Source organism: Bacillus sp. JJ864, assembly GCF_036963045.1.
In the GTDB taxonomy this organism is placed as follows: domain Bacteria; phylum Bacillota; class Bacilli; order Bacillales; family Bacillaceae_G; genus Bacillus_A; species Bacillus_A pseudomycoides_C.
Map to the genome: position 1 here is coordinate 1890 of NZ_JBALLY010000149.1, position 19186 is coordinate 21075.

The following is a 19186-nucleotide window of genomic DNA, read 5'->3' on the forward strand; positions in this document are numbered from 1 at the left end:
GTAAGGGGGGGTGGGTAGATGGCTGTCAGTATTACAAAATTGAAAGAACAGCTAATGAACAGTATTGAAATTACAGATTTAGTCGAGGTTGAAAAAGTAGAACGATACATTGATCTAGTTAAAGCATTCAGAAAAATAAACAGAACTGTCAATAAAGAAGGCGAATCGGTGACAGTCAAAAACGGATCTCAAGTTTTTGTTAAAGCCCATCCTCTTATAAGTGAAAGGAATAAAATTAACAGTTCTTTAATTGCGCTAGGAAGAGATATAAAGTTTGTTTGTAAACCTAATATCCCTAAGGCTGGTTATAGTAAAAGTGATTTAACATGATTAGGCAAAAGTACATTGATGAATACATTGAACTTTATCGAACTGGAAAAATAAAGTTCAACAAAGAAAGAGAACTGTTAATTGAATATCTAGAAAAATACGTTTTAAATAGGGACGATTTGTATTTTGACGATGAAATGATTGAGGATTGTATCAACTTCGGTGAGAAGTGGTATTTTCCGTTGCAGCCATTTCAAAAATTCTTAATAGCATTCGTCTTTTTATTTTATAAGAAAAATGGACGTGTATTTTATCGTAAATTCCTGTGGATGTTAGGACGTGGTGGCGGTAAAAACGGTCTAATTTCTGTTATTATTCACTTTTTAATTAGTGAATTACATGGCATTCCAGAGTATAACATTTCAGTTGTTGCGAATAGTGAAGAGCAAGCAAAAACGAGCCCTGACGAAGTTCATAAATGTGTGAAGAAAAATGAAGTCTTACAAAGAGCCTTTAAAACAACGTTAACTCAAACAGTTTCAAAGGCTACTGAAAGTGTACTGAAGTTTAGAACTTCAAATGGAGATACAAAAGATGGCTTGCGTGATGGTGCGGTTGTATTTGATGAAATACATCAATATGAAAGCAATAAAGATGTTCGCGTTCATATCAGTGGTTTAGGGAAGAAGAAAAACCCACGTGAGTTTTATATTGGTACAGATGGATATGTACGTGATGGTTTCTTAGATAAGCAAAAAGAAAAAGCAATGAAGGTTTTAAACGGTGAAGCACGTCCGAATGCTATCTTTCCTTTCATTTGTAAATTGAATGACGAAACAGAAGTAGATGATCTTGATAATTGGGAGCTTGCGAATCCCATGTTATCAAAGCCTCTAAGTGAGTATGCCGAAGGATTGCTTGAAACGATCAAGGAAGAATATGAAGATTTAGAAGACGATCCAAGCAATCGAGAAGAGTTCATGACAAAGCGTATGAATTTACCTGTTACAAATTTAGAGCGTTCTGTTGCAAAATGGTCAGAAATTCTTGCTACAGATCGACCGTTTCCAGATTTACATGGCCAAGAATGTATTGGATCGTTAGACTTTGCAAGTATTCGAGATTTCGCGGCATGCGGTCTTTTATTTAGACAAACTGGTGAGTATATTTTTAAAACTCATTCCTTTGTGCGGAAAGAATTTGTTGATATCTATTATGGATATTCCAAAAAAGCAGGTGAGTTTAAAAAACAGAAGTTTGCGCCAATAAAAGAATGGGAAGAACAAGGCTTATTAACTGTTGTGGACGAGCCAACTATCAATCCTCAACACATTGTCGATTGGTTTGTAAAAATGCGTGAACAATATGGCGTTAAGAAAATTATAGCTGATAATTTCCGAATGGAAGCAATCAGACCTTTATTAGTCGCGGAAGGGTTTGAAATAGAAGTCATACGAAATCCAAAAGCAATTCATAGTTTACTAGCTCCACGTATTGAAATGGCGTTTGCCAATAAGCAAATTATCTTTGATGATAACCCTCTTATGCGTTGGTATACACAAAACGTACTGGTTGTTATCAAGGGTGATGGAAATAAAATATATGAAAAGAAGGAACCTGTGCGAAGGAAAACTGACGGATTCCAATGTTTTGTACATGCCCTTTATAGAGCGGATGAAATACAAGAATCAACAGACTTTGTAATAGGTGATATCAAATTCTAGTGAAGGGGGTGAGAACAATTGGATGGCTGGATGTAGTATTAAACAGAAATAAAGAAATAGCATTTATGTTTGATGTAGACATGTTTGTTGATGCGGCAAACAGAGCTCATATGAAACGATTGGCAATTGATACTTGTATATCCTTTTTAGGAAGAACAATTAGTCAATCGGAATTCAGAGTAAAGAATAAAAAAGAATTTGTACAGGATGAGCTTTACTATCGTTTGAATGTTAGACCAAACAAGAATATGACAGCCAGCACTTTTTGGGAAAAGTTCGTTCGTAAGCTCATTTATGATAATGAATGTTTAGTCATACAAGCTGATGATGGTGATCTACTCATTGCGGATGACTTTCAGCATAATGAATATGCTGTTTTTGAAGATATATTTACGAATGTGACGGTAAAAGACTATCTTTTCAAAAGAAGTTTTAAACAAAGTGAAGTTATCCATTTGAAATATCGAAATGATAAGTTATCAACGCTTATAGATGGGCTTTTTGCTGACTATGGCGATTTATTCGGTAGAATATTAAACTCCCAAAAACGTAAAAACCAAGTTCGCGGCACAGTTGATATGGATATGATTGGTGCTAAAACGCAAGAACAGGTAACAAAGTTACAAGAGTTTATAGACAACATGTATAAGGCAATTGGTAATAAAGATATTGCTATTGTGCCGCAACAAAAAGGGATTGAGTACAAAGAAGTATATAACGGTTCTGCTAATGGTCCTAGTGTGGAAGAAATAAACAAAGTAACGAATGGTTTTCTCAATCAAGTAGCAATGGCTATCGGTATTCCAACATCTTTGTTATATGGGGATATGGCGGATGTAGAAAAGCAAACGAAAAATTACATGCTTTTCACGGCAAAACCTTTGTTAAAAAAGATATCAGATGAAGCAAACGTGAAATTCTTTGAGATGAATGAGTATCTTGAAGGACAAAAGATTGAGGTTAAAGCTGTTTCTTACCAAAGTATATTTGATCTTGCAACAAGCATTGATAAGCTCATTTCTTCAAGTGCATTTACAGGGAATGAAATTAGATTAGAAGTTGGATATGAATACTCAGATGATCCAAATCTAAATATCCATCATATTACAAAAAACTATACAAAATTAGATGAATCTGAAGGAGGTGAGAAAACAAATGAAACAGATGAAACGTAAATTTGGTTTTAAGAATCAAAAATACAATGAGCAGTTAGCAAACATCCCACATAATTTTACTGTAGTCCATGATGAAGATAATGGAGTTAGTGAATTGACGATTTACGGAGATATTGGTGAATCGTGGTGGTGGGAATCTACTTCTGCAGCTGATATTGATAATGCTTTGAAAGCAGCAGGAAATAACGATTTAGTTATTCATCTTAATTCCCCTGGCGGCAGTGCTTTTGATGGGATTGCTATATACAATCGTCTAAAGTCGCATAAAGGAAAGGTTAAAATCCATGTAGATGGATGGGCCTGTTCAGCGGCATCTGTAATAGCGATGGCAGCAGATGAATTAATCATGGGAGCTGGATCGATGTTGATGATTCATGAGGCTTCTACAGTTGTATGGGGCAGTAAAACGCTTATGAGAAAAGAAGCCGATATGCTAGAGAAATTAGAGGATGGCATCATAGATATTTACATGACACGGGTAAATATTGAACGTGAAGAAATTCGTAATATGGTCAATGAGGAAACCTGGTTTAGTGCAAACGAAGCTGTTGAAATCGGCTTTGCCACTACTACTGCAACAACTGTGGAAGACAACACGAATGAGGAACTTGCACAATTAAAAGCTCAAATGCAATCAATGCAAAATGAATTAGATCAGTATAAGAATCAATCAAGAGAGCCTAGTCCTGCACCTGTAAAAAACAGTGGGATTAAAGGGCTCTTTTTAAAATTATAAAAAATGGGGGAAACACATAATGGTCATTAAATTTAATAAATCTGAAGCATTTAATAAAGCGAAAGTAAAATTAACGGATGCTTTAACAAGTTCAGAAAGTACAGAACAGGAACAATCAACTGCTTTTGAAAATTTCTTTGATGCAATGCAAACGGACGTAATTAATACAGTTCGTAATCAAGTAAATGATGAAATGTTAGATCGTTCTATTCTTCAACAACGTGGTCGAAACGTACTAACAGCAGCAGAAACAAAATTCTTTAATGCAGTTGTACAAGAAGGTGGATTCAAAGACGGTTCTATCCTTCCAGTAACTACACAAGAACGTGTATTTGAAGATTTAGTTAAAGAACATCCATTGCTTGATGCTTTAGGGCTACAAGATTTAGGGGCAGTTACGAAGTTCATTTATTCTGATGCAACAAAAGCGTATGCATGGGGCGAATTATTCGGTGAGATCAGAGGACAAGTAAATGCAGCGTTCCGAGAAGAAAAAATCGGTCAACTTAAATTAACTGCATTTGCAGCTATTCCAAACGATATGCTTGAACTTGGACCAGAATGGGTTGAACGTTATGTTCGAACTTTATTAGTAGAATCTTACTCAGTAGGTTTAGAATTTGGTTTTGTAAATGGCGGTGGATCAGTAGCGCATCAACCTGTAGGTTTAATGAAAGATGTAAATGCAACTACAGGCGCGGTTACTGACAAAAAATCATCCGGCACATTAACATTTGCCCCTTCTGAACATGGTGAAGTAATTGCTGGTGAGCTTTATGAAGTAGTAAAAGCTTTATCTATTGATGGAAAAGGCAAATCTCGCAAAGTTTTAAATAATATTGTAATGGTTGTCAATCCTGTGGATGCTATTGGTGTACAGGCTCGTAATACAATTCAAACAGCTAATGGTCAATGGGTGATGGCATTACCTTATAACATTCAAACTGTAGAGTCTGAAGAGGTTCCAGTTGGTAAAGCGTTATTCTTTGTGAAAGGTCAATACATTGCGGCAATCGCAGGTGGATACAAACTTAAAAAGTTTGATCAAACACTAGCAATTGAAGATGCAACGCTTTATACAATCAAACAGTTTGCTAACGGCAAGCCAAAAGATAATAAGGCAGCGCTTGTATATGATTTAAAGATTTCATTTACACCACCAGTAACTAAATAAGGAATGATGTGAATGAATACAGTAATTTCAAATGAAATATTACAGCAATTTAAAGAAAGGATGCGTTTAGGTGATGATGAAGACGATAACCTAAAACGTATCCTTTCTACATCTAATAAAGCTTTAATCAAAGTTTGTGGAGATTATGATCTTAATGATGACGAGGTGTTCAAGGAGTTAGTCTTTGAACGCTCTCGTTATGTTTATAATGATGCACTTGAGTATTTTGACAATAATTTTTTAAGTCAGATTAATAGTCTTAGCATCGAAAAAGCATTAGAAGAAATTAAAGTGGAAGGTGAATGATATGCGTCCATTTCAGTATAAACCACCATTAAATTCTGGGGATTTTAGAAATCGAATCATCATTGAACAACCAATAGCAATCGAAGATGAACTAGGCCAAACGAGTGAAGATGAAATAACATGGAAAGAGTTAAAAAAAGCGTGGGCTATAATAAAAACGCTAAAGGGTTCTGAATATATTGCAGCTTCAGCTTCGCAAGCCACAAGAATGTATCGATTTATAATTCCTTATACTCATGGAATTACAGAAGAAATGCGGATTAATATAAAGGGACGTATCTTCGATATTATTGAACCACCAATAAATGATGATGAACAAAATAAAACATTAACTATAATCACCAAGGAAAAAGTGAGGTGAATGTTAGTGGTTAGCATCGACAACTTAGCAAACGAAATCGCTAAACAAGTAGAGTTATATACAAGGGAAGTAAAAGAAGAGGTAGAACAGGCGGCTGATGATGTAACGAAAGAATCTGTAAATAATTTGAAAACAGCGGGTGAATTTGACGATAAATCTGGTGATTATCGCAAGGGATGGACACGTAAGAAAGTAAAAGGTGTATGGGTTATTTATAATAAAAAATATCAACTTACACATTTACTAGAGCGTGGACATGTAATTAATGGTGGTACTGGCAGAGCGCGGAAATTTCCACATATTGGACCAGAAGAACAGAAAGCCATCTCCGAATTCATAGATCGCGTTGAAAGGGCGGTGCAGCGATGACCTTAACTGAATTTAAAAAGGTACTAGAGGCTACAGGTTATCCTGTGGCTTATTCGCATTTCACCGCAACACCTGGTAACCCTGTACCATCGCCACCGTATATTTGTATCCTTGTGGACGGCTCATCTAATATGATGGCTGACAATAAGGTCTATCACAAAATAAATGATGTGAATATTGAGCTTTACACAATTAAAAAAGATTTGGTTGCAGAAGCCAAGCTTGAAAATGTCTTAGATGAACATGAGATTCCTTATGAATCACCATTTGAGACGTTTATTGAATCTGAGAAATTATATCAAAAATTTTATGAAGTGAGGTTAATTTAAATGCCTGAAAATAAAGTTTCGTTCGGTTTGAAAAACGTTCATTATGTACCATATGACGTGAAAGATTTTGTAGTTACGTTTGGGACGCCAATTCCGCTACCTGGTGGAGTTGAGTTAACTTTTGATCCGCGTGGCGATTTAATTGAATTCTATGCAGACGACATGCTTTATTACGCTGCAAGTAATAACCAAGGTTATGATGGAACATTAAATATTGCTATTATTCCAGAACAATTCGCTATTGATGCGCTTGGTGAGCAATTAGATACAGAAGATGGAGTATTAAATGAGTTAGCTGATGCGAAAGGAAAACCATTCGCGTTATTATTCGAATTTGATGGCGATGTGAATGCAACCAGACATGTTATGTATAACTGTTCATCGAGTCGCCCAACACTTGCATCTAAAACAAAAACAAATTCTGCTGAACCTAATACAAATGAACTGAAGTTCGTCTCTAGTCCAATTGTTTTAGCGCCTGGCGGTAGACCAATGGTTAAAACAAAAACAACTTCTAAAACAACGCAAGCAATTTATGATAATTGGTACAAAAAAGTATACGTAAAATCAGCAACACCAAAAGGAGCGTAATTAGATGGAAAAAACGATTGTAGTAGACGATAAGCAAGTTCGATTAAAAAGCACAGGTGGAACTCCTAAGCGATATAAAGCACAGTTCGGAAAAGATTACTTCTCAGATCTAATGAAACTGTATCCATTGATAAAATCAGATGTAAATGATTTAGATAACATGGATTTCAGTCTGTTAGATATGGACGTTTTCTATAACTTTACTTATGTATTAGCGAAAACAGCAGACCCAACTATTCCTGATCCAATTACTTGGCTAGATACATTTGATGAGTTCCCAATTTATGAAATCATTCCAGAAATTCAAGATATGTTAATGGCATCTATGCAATCTAAAAAAAAGATGTAAGTGATGAGCAAGGAGCTGACGATGGAGAAGGATTTACAACCGAGACGTTCCTTGCTTTATGTTATAAATGCAAGCTTACAAGCGCAGATTTGGAGGAAATGACAATCGGTATGTGCCTTGATTACATTAGTGAATATATCGACTTGCAGAATCCGCAAAAAGAAACGGTGAGAAAAGCTACACAAAAAGATTACGATTCATTCTAAAAATGACTACCTATACAATCGGTGGTCATTTTTACTTTTGTAAAAAGGTGGTGAATATGTGGATAAATCAATAAAAGGGATTACGATACAGCTTGGTGCGGACACTTCTAAATTAGGTAACGCACTAAAAGATGTTACAAAGCAATCTGTCGCTTTAACGCAAGAACTTAAACAAGTTGAGAGAGGATTAAAATTCAATCCTGGTAATACAGAGTTACTTGCACAGAAACAGCAATTATTAGCTGAACAAGTCAATGTAACAACTGAAAAGCTAAATAAGCTGAAAGAAGCGCAAACGCAGATCAATCAGAAGTTTGCTGAAGGAAAGATATCACCAGAACAATATAGGGCGTTCAACCGTGAAGTAATCGCAACTGAAAACCATTTAAAAAGCTTACAAAACTCTATGAGAGAGATGGAAGCTGAAGAAGGTCGTATAGCTAATTCAACAAGACAGCTAGAAGCATTATTTCAAGCCACAGGAACGAGTGTAGATAACTTCTCTAGCGCTTTAGGTGGTAGACTAGTCAACGCAATTAAAAGCGGCACAGCATCATCTAAACAACTTGACGAAGCGATTAACAAAATTGGTGTCGAAGCATTAGGCACAAGAACTGATCTTGAAAAGATGAAACAAATTCTTGCAACTATTGATGATGGAAACTCAATAGAAAATGTTAAAAAAGATTTAGCTAAACTCTCTCAAGAAGCTGAACATGCAGGTAAGAAGTTCAAAGAGCTTGATATTGATTTAGAAAACGTGCTTGGTGCAGCGGTTGCTGGTGGTGGTTTAGAAAAGGCTATTGAAACAGCACTAGATACATCAAAATTAAAAACAAAAATCGATATATCATTTAATGTTCCCGAGGAATCTAAAAAATCAGTAGAAGCAGCTGTAAGAGGTATTGAAGCATATGGAGTTGATGGAGCGGAGGCACTTGAAGGTGTTCGTCGCCAATGGGCATTAAATAAAACGGCTTCTGATGAAGCAAACACAGCTCTCGCGAAACAAGCAGCAACCATTTCCCAAACGTATGAGGGTATTGATTTTACTGAGTTAATCCAGGAAACAAACGAGATTTCCAGTGAGTTAGGGATATCTCAAGAAGGCGCGATGGGTATGGCTGATGCTCTCTTGAGAGTTGGTTTTCCACCTGAACAAATAGACATTATTGCTGAATATGGCGGTCAGTTAACTCGCGCTGGGTTTAAAGCTGAAGAAGTACAAGCGATTATGGAAGCTGGGATTGAAACGGGTACTTGGAATATAGATAACCTTCTAGATGGTCTAAAGGAAGGGCGGATTCAATTAACTGAGTTTGCTCAAGGAGCAGACAAAGCTTTAAAAGAAGCGCTTGATGGTTCAGGGATTGCAACTGAACAAATAGAACAATGGGGAGCAGCTGTCGCTAAGGGCGGAAGAGAAGGTGCGGCAGCTATGGTGGAAGTGGCTAAAGCAATCGATGGAATAGAAGACCCCGTTAAAAAGAATCAAGTGGGGGTTAAAGTTCTAGCCACTATGTTTGAAGACCAAGGGCAGAATATAACTAACACTTTAATAAATGCTTCACAAAAAACAGTAGATTTTAAGAAAAACCAAGATCAACTTAATGAGTCAGTTAAAAAGCTAGACGCTTCGCCAGCTGTGAAATTTCAGAAGTCAATGTCTGATTTGAAAATAGCATTAGAGCCTGTTTTAGAGGTAATAACGAATGTAATAAGTACGTTAGCTGAATGGATCTCAAATAATCCTAAGTTAGCAGCAACATTAGCAACTATCGCTACAGTGATTGCTATTATATCTGGAGCTATATTAGCCCTTATGCCAATAATAACAACGATAATGAGTATAGTAGGAGTCGTTGCTAGTGCTTTAGGAGTGGCTACAGCTACCGCAGCTGGTATTGTCGCCATTGTACCTATTATTATTGCGGCGGTTGTAGCACTGGTTGTTGCAATCGTTAAAAACTGGGATTCTATTAAACAAAAGACAATTGAAATATGGAATTCGATTATTGAATTTCTTTCAAACTTGTGGAATGGTGTTGTAGATATAACCTCAGAGGTTTGGGGCAAAGTTGTTGAAGTGACGACAAGTGTTTGGAGTGGAATCAAGGATTTCTTTTCTGAGCTTTGGGCCGGTATAGTAGAGCTATTTACCACTACTGTAAATGGTATTCGTGATTTCTTTGTTCAAGCATGGACAGCTGTGTCAGAGTTCTTTATGAGCATATGGAATGGTATTGTCGCGTTCTTAACACCAATTCTTCAAGGGATAGCGGATTTCTTTTCGATGATCTGGAATGGAATCTCAGCTGTTATCCAATCTGTTTGGAATTTCATAACACAGTACCTACAGGCAATTTGGACAGCTATTTTGTACTTTGCGACGCCAATTTTTGAAAGTGTAAAACAATTTATTGTTGATACTTGGAATACAATTAGTTCCACTACAAGTGCAGTATGGCAAGCAATAACAGATTTCCTATCATCATGTTGGAATGGACTTGTTAGTTTTGTTACACCAATCTTTGAAACTATAAAGAACTTCATCATATCAGTATGGGATACGGTAAGTTCAGCAACAAGTTCGGTGTGGAATGCAATAGTTGGTTTCTTAACTGGATTATGGAATGGCATTGTTTCTACAGCAACAAGTATTTTTGATGGAATCAAAAATGTAATTGTAACCGTGTGGAATTGGATCAGCAGTACAAGCAGTAGTATTTGGAATGGAATTAGTTCTTTATTGTCAAGCGTTTGGGATGGTATTAAATCCACAGCATCATCCATTTGGGAAGGGTTAAAAGAAACAATTATGGGTCCTGTCCGTTGGGTGACTGGTGCAGTTGGTGACGCTTTTGATGGAATGAAGTCAGGTATTTTAGATGCATGGGACGGCATTAAGTCAGGTATTAAAACAACAATAAATTTCATCATTAAAATGATTAATAAATTCATAGATGGATTTAATACACCAGCAGATGCCTTAAATAAAATACCTGGTGTTGATGCTCCGGAAATTCCACATGTTCCAATGTTGGCCACAGGTGGCCATGTTCTTGGAGATGGTCAATTCATAGCTGGTGAAGCTGGACCAGAGTTATTCACTAAAAAGGGGAATAAGGTATCTGTTACGCCACTTTCGTCAAGAGAGAAATCACTTGGTATTACAGGAACAATTAGAGAATTAGTTGCTAACATGAATCGGACTATGGCTGGTAATATACAGTCGCTTAATGAAAGTGCAATGCGTGGAATGAATGTTTCATATGCTAATGCAGGAATGTATGGCATGGATTCAACTCCAAAAGAAGTAGTTGTACAACTTACTGTGGATCAACCTGTAATTGTGGATGGCCGTACCGTACAACGCTCTGTACGAAAAGAAGATTTAAGACAAGATAAAATTAAATTTCTGAAAGGGAGGGAATGATAAGTATGCCAGATACAATTCTACTATTTAAAAACGGACAAACTTGCTCCCTCAAGAAAGACCACAATGTCGAAACATTAGAATTGACAGTTGATCCACCTCAAAAAGAAGCGCAGAAAACAAAAATAACAGGTAAGTATGGTGTTCATTATTATAACAAGAGTTACACAGAACGAGGATGTCAGCTTAGAGTACTTGTGGACACGATGGACATAGAAGGTGTTTATGAGAAACGGAATGAGTTGTATGCCTTATTTGGAAGGCTAGAAGACTTTTATATTATATATTCCAGAGAACCAGGTATACGGAGACGTGTTGAGTATCAAGACATGAAGATTAACCGTCCGCCTGGTTCTTTATTATTTGAAATTACTGTTGAGTTTTCCATTCCTGACGGATTCGGTGAAAGTATATTCACCTCTTTAGACGTTAAAGGGTGGGATACTAATAAATTTGCTTGGGGTATGAATTTAGAGTGGGACGATAAATATGATTACACATTCAAAGAAAAAATGTTCCATTTTAAAAACGTTGGAACGATGGAAATTAACCCGTCACAGCATGATATAACATGGCGTATTAAATGCGATCCACGCTATTTAAAGATTACGAACTTTACTACAAATGATTCATTAACAATTTACAATCCTGATACAGTTTCACAAGGAATCATTGTCATAAAGGGTCTTCACATAGAAGATGAGTATGGCCGCAATCTTGTACGGCATGCTGACGCAGGGGAAATACATCTTGTGTCCGGACTAAATCAAATCAAAATCGAATCGTCTACATTCCATTGGTGTGAAGTAAATACAAGATTCTATTATTTATAGAAAGGAGCGAGTGCTATGAGTTTAGCAAGACTATATTATATACATAGTTTTATGTCTGCCGATGAACGGAAAGAATTAAATTTAGAAGTAAATAATATATATTTGGAGCTTGTGAACAACAACAATTTTATTGTCAGAGTTCAACAAGCTCTTTTAAATTTAGCAACAAAAGAAGCAGCCGATGTTGCTAATTTATTAGCATTAATAGCAAGTGGAAATACAGACACTTTAAATACAGTGAAAAAATTAATCTCAGATTTTCTAGCGGCCAAACCATCAAATTTTGATGAGGTAGTCGCGGCAAGATTAGGGGAAAAGACTTTATATGATTTGAATCAAAAAATAAAGACGAAGCTTGATAATACAGATAGTTTTCAACGTATTAAATTAACTGATGACAATGGCCATGTTATAAATCTTGAAGATGCAAGTGATATTAATGACATTGTTAAAACAGGTTTTTATAAAGGAAACGTTAAAAATGCGCCTAAACAAGGATATTGGTGGATTCAAGTCTACTCACAACCAAATTCTGACTTCGGTTGCATGCAAGTAGCATATAGCTTGAATAATACAGTTGAAAACAGTCTGTATGTCAGAAAAAAAACTAATAAAATTTGGACGGAATGGGAACAGCTTGGTTTAGCTGGAGCTTATGATGATATCAAAAATGAAGTCAATAAGGTGAAAGGTGCTCACGCTTCGTTAGATACAGCAATCAGATCTATGATTCCATATAACAGTGTCAATTATTATGGCAGCGATAACGCGGCCTTTCAAAAAGCTCTGAATGAGTCGGCCGGGAAAACATTAGATATTCCGGCAGGAGCATACACAATAGGTGATTTGGAAATTCCAAGTAACATTAATATTCGTGCTGATCCAAATGCTTTCTTTATTTTAAAGGCAGGAAGTACAACATTCTTTACTAATAAAGATACAGTAAATATTGGTGGATATGATAAGACAAGGGGCATCATCTTTAAAGGTGGAGTATTTGATTTAAAGAAAACTAAAGATGCAAAAGCATTTGTATTATCACATTGCCAGGACATTACAATTGATACAAAAGTTATCAATGGTGGTGAGTCACAAGCATACGTTTCTTTAAATGCTATTAAAGATGCAGAAATAGATATAGAAGCTGTGGATTGTACCGCTACGACATCGGCAGGCGCTATAGTAGGTATTTATGTTGTTATTGATACAAATACGCTTACAAATCAAAATACAAAGCCTTACGATAAGACACCTTGTGACAATGTGAAAGTCATTCTTAAGTTAAAAAATACTAAAAAAGGACTAGCTGAAATTGCACCAGTGGATAAGATAGTTCATAAGAACGTTACTTATAATGTCCAAGCAGAAAACGTATTGGAGGAACTTGGACTATTTAATAATATGTCTTATTTTAGAACAGAAAAAGTAATTGGTAATGATATTGGACATGGGTTAGTATTCCAGATTCTTAATGATACCTGCGAAGATTTTACTCTTGAAGGTGTGAACATTAGAAACGGTAAAAGCAAAGAAACATCCCGCGGTGTTTGGTTTAAGAGCAAGGAAGGTGACAATGCGCCACAATACAAAAATGTGAGGATATTAAATCCTGTCGTTCGAGCTTTTAATAAAGGAATCGTAACGGAATATGGATTTAGCGCTAAAATTACCAATCCAGACGTACAAGAATGTTGGGAAGATGGTATTTGGAATTACTTCACTCTTGATTGGGGTCTAAACGGTGGAACGGTTAAATATAATAATAAATTGGGTTGGGATTCCCGTTCAGACGTTCACATCGGAGAGTTAGCAATCTCAAATGGTAATAAAAAAGTATTTAGATCAATTCTTTCAAATGTACAAGTTAGAACATTACGAGTAGAGAACTTACAAGATAGTGTTATTGCAAATGTAATTATCAAAGGTGGAGGCTTCTCGCAAGTTGGTTCTAATCACAATAATAAAATCGATTATTTAGAGGTTGGTTGGTAATATGAAGCGAGTAGAAAGACCTAAAATTGAACAGTTATCAACGGGTGGTCAATTTCATTTAGTTGATATGAAGTTATTCGAGGTAATAGAGGGCAAGAATGAACCGTCCTCTATTCGTTTCGAAGTTCCAGATACAGATATGAATAAGCGTGTGTATCCGTATGTAGAAGATAGGAATCTACTTATCTTTGAGGGCCAATGCTACATTATTCTAGTCAATCATCTAGATGAGCTTGGATTTAAAGATTGTGATGCAATTCAAATCGGCGCTGAACTATCTTTACAAACACAAGAGAAGAAGGTTACCGGTTACTTTTCCATAGAAGAAGGACTTGCCCACACATTTGAGGGAAGTAATTTCAAATATATCAATCGTTGTTCGAAACAAATACAATTACAGTTTGATAACTTCGGTGGCGAAAGTCGTATGAAAATGATTCGAAAGCTACTGGATCGCTTTGATATTGAATGCTTCTTTGACAACATGACTGTTGTTTTCGCTGACCGTATCGGCAAAACAACAGACAAGTTATATAAGTTTGGTTATAACGTAAATGCTATTAAGAAAACAACAGATGACAGTAATTGCTCATTCTCTGTTTTATTACTTGGCCATACGCCATCTAAAGAAGAAGGTGAAGGGCCGCAATTTACGTATTATTATGAATCACCATTGAAGTATAAAATGCCTGAGCTTATCCGTTATCGACAAGCCGACAATATTGAAGATGACAAGATCAAAAATAAAGAAACAGCGTTGGAAAAATGTAAGGTAGCCGTTAATGATATTCCAGTTGTTTCTATCACTGTGGACCATAAAGAAGCCAACTTTGACGATTCGAACGAACCGAAAGTTGGCGACCGCGCAATCCTTCAACATTATAAGTACAATATGGATTTTGATGTACGTGTAGTAAAACGTACTCGTTATCCATACGAAGAAACACCAAATGTTTATGAGTTTAGTAATAAACGAGAAGAACTTGTGGATCGTACAGAAGAGCAAAAGAAATGGACTGCGGATATTCTCTCTGTCGTAAAAGAATTGGATCAAAAGTTATTAGAGCAATCCAATAACTATACAGACCGTATCAATGAAATAACAGATAAAAAAGCAGAAGCAGCCAAGCAAGAAAGTGAAGCAGCGAAGAAGCTTGCTGAATTAGTAAAAGAAAATCAAAAAAACTTTCAAACTACTATTATTGAGAGTAATACGGAACCAACTACTAATCTTGATCCTGGTAAAACGCTGTGGCTGGATACTTCGAAAGGTAAGCCGGGAGTACTGAAAAAGTGGAACGGTAAAACATGGGATGTAATTGTTCCAGATGTTGAAGGTGCAATCAAAGCTTCTGAGGAAAAAACGAACAAGGAAATACAACAGATTATATCTGATATGGAAGGCCTAGCTGATAAAGATTGGTTGAATGAACAACTAAAAGATAAGGCTGACAAAAGTGGTGTTTATACGAAAGAGGAAAGTAACAAAAAGCTTGAAGGTTTCGCAAGTAAACAAATATATGAAACAGATCAGAAGGGTAGCATTAAGAAATTTGAGGATATAGGAACCAAGTTTACACAAACTGATGAAGCTATCAAACAAATGGCCACAAAGCAAAGTGTGACTGATCTTGGTAATAACGTAACTCAAGTTAGTAAAACAGCTAACGAAGCAAAGCAAACGTCTGAAGGTAATACTCGTACTATTTCAGATATAAAAACAACTGTCGATGATCAGAAAAATGTTGTGGGTAACCTATCAAAGAAGACAACTGAAATCGAAGAAAAAGCGGGGCAGATTACTGAAAAGTTAATGAGCGTTGAGCAAAAGTTTGACAATATCAAGGTTGGTGGGCGTAACTTACTATCAGATACAGAAAGTTGGAATACAACTCAAATTGCTTCAAATTCAGCATATGGCATATTTAAGAATAATCTTAATGAACTATTCGGTAAGTTAGTAGGAAAAACAGTTACATTCAGTTTTGATGTAAAGATAGATACAACTGACGGATCAGCTGGGCGAGTTCAGTTATATTGTACAAACGGTAACCCTAAATATATATTTCCCACAAAAATATTTACGGGAATTACTAATACTTTTCAAAGAATAACATATACAACAACGATTAGTGAAAATGCATCTAATACAGGACAAGCACAAATTGAGTTGTGGGGTTGGGATTCCAAAACAACTAAAATCTATTTAAGAAATTTTAAATTAGAAACGGGAAACATTGCTACTGATTGGACACCGGCACCAGAAGAACAAGTGTCTCAAGTTGTATTCGAACAGAAAACAGCTGAATTAACTCGTACAACCGAGTCTATTAAACAGAGTGTAGAAAGTGTTACGAAAACACAGACAACGCAAGGAGAGCAAATCAAGCAAGCCCAAGCTACACTTGTAACGCAAGCAGAAGCGATAAAAGCAAAAGTAACAATCACAGAAGTTGGAAACTATGTAGAAAAATTCGATATACCAAGTCTGAAAAACACTGTCATTAAAAACCGCGAAGAGTATTTAAAGCAACTCGCTGAAAAGGTAGCGACAGCTGATTACAACAAGAAAACAGAGCAAATTGATCGTGAGATTTCCGCTACAAAAGAAGGAATCAGTCTGACCGCTAAAAAGACAGAAGTCTACACACGAGTAGAAGCTGACGGAAGATACGCTAAAGATGCGTATGTGAAAGAAATGGAAGCGCGTATTAGTGTTACTGAAAAGAGTATTCTGAGCACAGTTAAAGTCGGTAATATCATCTCAAGCATTAACCAAACGGCAGAAAAGATTCAAATCGAAGCGAAGCGTATTAATTTAGTTGGTGCTGTTACAGCGGAAAGCATTGCTGGTAAATTACTTGAAGGTATCACTATTAGAGCAATCGATCCGAACAATAGTAATAACTTTACAGAGATGTCGAATGGTAGAATCTTTACACAAGGGTTTCAAACTCCAGCTGAATGGAATCGATGGGCAAAGAGAGTTGTTACGGGTTTAGAAAAGGGACTTTTTTATAGTAAGGGTTATAAAGAAGACGGCTCGTTAGCGAATTCTATAGACATTGCTTCATGGGGATTGAACCTTAATGATGGTAATGATACTGCGCACTATGGAGCACAAGCATTTACTGTGTTGGATAACGGTCAACGAAAATCTGTTACCGCAAAGTCTTATGATTCAACTCTAGGATGGAAACCATCGTTGACCCTTGATAACCCTCAAAATGCAGAATTTGCAAAGATAACGTCAAATGCACTTTATTTTTATAACATGAAAAAAAACTATAAGAATGAATGGATTACTGAGGATATCGGTTCACATATAACGTTATATAAGTCAATGGTTTGTTGTGACGATCATTGGAATGGGTATTTACAAGTGAAATCTAGCGACGGCTCACGTCACAGTGGTGTCGTAGCAACCGAATATAAAACTACTTCCCAACGAAAACTTAAAACGTATATAAAAGATTTACAGTTTGATGCTCTTCAAAGTGTTTTAGATTTAAAAATTAAAGAATACTATTTCAAAAATGATATAGCTAAGCTGTATGAAATGCGGGCAAATAAAGAAGGTGGACAAGCGCCATACACATTAAAAGATATCCCTAAACGATATGGCTTCATGGTTGATGATTGTCCTTTACCATTTACCGATGAGCAACGTAATGGTGCCAATCTATACGGTTCCTTATCAGTTACAATAAGAGGTTTTCAGCAGTATGTACACAAAACAGACGATAGACTAGATAAAATAGAAAAGGTGATTATTGATGAAAATAACAGCAAACACAGAAATGTACGCAAAAGTGGTGGAAGAACAGCTAAACGCAGCCACGCAAGAGAAAAACATTTATCTGGCTCGCGTAATCGAACTAGAAGCACAAAACCAAAAGTTAAGAGAAGAAAACGAGAAGTTGAAACCAAAGTCTGCTAATAAGTAAGGCTTTTTTATTTTGATAATCACTTAAAATAATAAATTACAATATATAGTTAATATGTTATTATTTTAAATGTTATGTCTCGCAAATTATTACATAGGAGGAAAACTATGAAAAAGAAATTTATGTTAGTGCTGCTACTGTTTTCTTTGCTGGTAGGATTAAGTCCTCGTTCAATAACACAGGCACAAACTACTAACACACAAGGTGATCAATTTGAACAAGGAAAATATGATTTACAAGCTGAATTTCCCTTTGGGAGGAATTGGAATAAAAATTCACCTTATGTTGGAACAGATGTTACTAAAGTAAAATGGGAGCATAAAGTTTACTACAGCGAGGGTGCTTTTAATAGGAAGATTCAACCATTTGATCCTCAAGTAGCAATTGGACGGGATGGCACGGTCTATGCATCAAATCAAAATTTCAAGTTATATGCATTTAATAAAGATGGGTCTGTTAAATGGATTAAAGCTGATGTTACAAATACGGGCATTCCACCAGTTATAGCGGAAGATGGAACTATTTATGTTGCTGGAGTTGGCATAACAGCGTTAAATCCAGATGGAACAATTAAATGGCAAGATAAAACTCCTATTGTTCATCAAGCTCTTATTATCGATAATGATGGTACAATTTATGTACGTAATATCATTAAAGGTCGATTAGAAGCTTATAATCCAGATGGATCAATGAAATGGGCTTCAGCTAAATTTCCATATGGTGTAGATAAAGCTGACTATATGGTACTTTCAAAAAATGGGACACTTTATATTTTAGATCGTAACTCTTTGTATGCCTACGATAAAAATGGAAAGCAACTATGGGAGAAAACTGTCGGGGGGGATGTTCACCATCCTCCAGGAACACTTTCTTTGGGTTTAAATGACGAAATACTTATTACTGATGGGAATAATTTATGCGTCTTTGATAAAGACGGAAACTTATTACATACTATCAATACTGGTACGGAAGAATTATCGGCTGAACCTATAATATCTACGATAGATGGAACTATTTATATGGGGGCAGGTCGCTATCTATACGCATATAATCCAGACTATACTTTAAAGTGGAAATACGACGTTCAGGATAGAAAAGCTCAACGTGTAAGACCACAAGTAGTCGATAAAAATGGCGTAATTTATTGTTTTGGTGGGAATTTTGAAATGTTTGTGTTTAACCCAGATGGAACACTTAAGTGGAGTTTTCCTCTTACAGAAGAGTTAAAAACTTTCGGTGGTGGAATCACGATTGATAAAGATGGGACTTTATACACTACATCATCAGGAGTTAGAAGACTTAAAGGTGAGTGGTATCCAGATACATACTATTCTATAATGGCAATTGGTGATGATTATACAGACAACGCATGTACAAAAGAAAGTACA

The 19186-nt window shown here is 36.0% G+C and carries 16 protein-coding genes; all 16 read left to right on the top strand.

From position 1 onward, the window contains the following. The first annotated feature begins 18 nt into the window (after nucleotides 1-18). The gene (locus tag V7024_RS20195; RefSeq protein WP_098917237.1) at nucleotides 19-330 is read left to right on the top strand and encodes a P27 family phage terminase small subunit; all 312 of its coding nucleotides are present in this window, start codon (nucleotides 19-21) and stop codon (nucleotides 328-330) included. After that, a complete protein-coding gene (locus V7024_RS20200; protein WP_335523209.1) occupies nucleotides 327-1994 on the top strand; it encodes a terminase TerL endonuclease subunit in 1668 nt (555 codons plus the stop codon). Before V7024_RS20195 ends, V7024_RS20200 begins: the two co-directional genes overlap by 4 nt. A gap of 8 nt (nucleotides 1995-2002) precedes the next feature. Beyond that, nucleotides 2003-3169 (top strand): phage portal protein, encoded by a 1167-nt coding sequence (locus V7024_RS20205; RefSeq protein WP_335523237.1) that lies wholly within the window; start codon nucleotides 2003-2005, stop codon nucleotides 3167-3169. Further along, nucleotides 3150-3905 (top strand): head maturation protease, ClpP-related, encoded by a 756-nt coding sequence (locus tag V7024_RS20210; protein ID WP_098917239.1) that lies wholly within the window; start codon nucleotides 3150-3152, stop codon nucleotides 3903-3905. The genes V7024_RS20205 and V7024_RS20210 overlap by 20 nt, the downstream gene beginning before the upstream one ends. Nucleotides 3906-3924: 19 nt before the next feature. Continuing rightward, nucleotides 3925-5079 carry a phage major capsid protein gene (locus V7024_RS20215; RefSeq protein WP_335523213.1) on the top strand — a complete coding sequence of 385 codons (1155 nt, stop codon included), beginning with the start codon at nucleotides 3925-3927 and terminating at the stop codon, nucleotides 5077-5079. A gap of 12 nt (nucleotides 5080-5091) precedes the next feature. Beyond that, nucleotides 5092-5385, top strand: a complete 294-nt coding sequence (locus V7024_RS20220; RefSeq protein WP_335523215.1) for a hypothetical protein — start codon at nucleotides 5092-5094, stop codon at nucleotides 5383-5385. 1 nt (nucleotide 5386) lies between these two features. Beyond that, nucleotides 5387-5746 (top strand): phage head closure protein, encoded by a 360-nt coding sequence (locus V7024_RS20225; protein WP_335523217.1) that lies wholly within the window; start codon nucleotides 5387-5389, stop codon nucleotides 5744-5746. Next, nucleotides 5747-6115, top strand: a complete 369-nt coding sequence (locus tag V7024_RS20230) for an HK97 gp10 family phage protein (RefSeq protein WP_335523219.1) — start codon at nucleotides 5747-5749, stop codon at nucleotides 6113-6115. It abuts the gene before it with no gap. Further along, on the top strand, nucleotides 6112-6444 hold the full coding sequence (locus V7024_RS20235; protein WP_335523220.1) for a hypothetical protein: 333 nt from the start codon (nucleotides 6112-6114) through the stop codon (nucleotides 6442-6444). Before V7024_RS20230 ends, V7024_RS20235 begins: the two co-directional genes overlap by 4 nt. Continuing rightward, nucleotides 6445-7035 (top strand): major tail protein, encoded by a 591-nt coding sequence (locus V7024_RS20240; RefSeq protein ID WP_335523222.1) that lies wholly within the window; start codon nucleotides 6445-6447, stop codon nucleotides 7033-7035. Nucleotides 7036-7039: 4 nt separating this feature from the next. Then, nucleotides 7040-7384 carry a hypothetical protein gene (locus tag V7024_RS20245; RefSeq protein ID WP_335523224.1) on the top strand — a complete coding sequence of 115 codons (345 nt, stop codon included), beginning with the start codon at nucleotides 7040-7042 and terminating at the stop codon, nucleotides 7382-7384. Between the two features lie 264 nt (nucleotides 7385-7648). Beyond that, nucleotides 7649-11026, top strand: coding sequence for a DUF2207 domain-containing protein (locus tag V7024_RS20250; protein WP_335523227.1), 3378 nt, complete (start codon nucleotides 7649-7651; stop codon nucleotides 11024-11026). A 5-nt stretch (nucleotides 11027-11031) separates the two neighbouring features. Next, entirely contained in the window at nucleotides 11032-11859 is an 828-nt protein-coding gene (locus tag V7024_RS20255; protein WP_335523229.1) for a phage tail domain-containing protein, read from the top strand. Nucleotides 11860-11874: 15 nt separating this feature from the next. Next, nucleotides 11875-13851: a pyocin knob domain-containing protein gene (locus V7024_RS20260; protein ID WP_335523231.1), complete on the top strand. Its 1977-nt coding sequence runs from the start codon at nucleotides 11875-11877 to the stop codon at nucleotides 13849-13851. A gap of 1 nt (nucleotide 13852) precedes the next feature. Further along, nucleotides 13853-17791, top strand: coding sequence for a phage tail protein (locus V7024_RS20265; RefSeq protein ID WP_335523234.1), 3939 nt, complete (start codon nucleotides 13853-13855; stop codon nucleotides 17789-17791). Between the two features lie 114 nt (nucleotides 17792-17905). After that, nucleotides 17906-19186: PQQ-binding-like beta-propeller repeat protein (locus V7024_RS20270; RefSeq protein ID WP_335523236.1), on the top strand; the 1281-nt coding region annotated here is incomplete at its 3' end.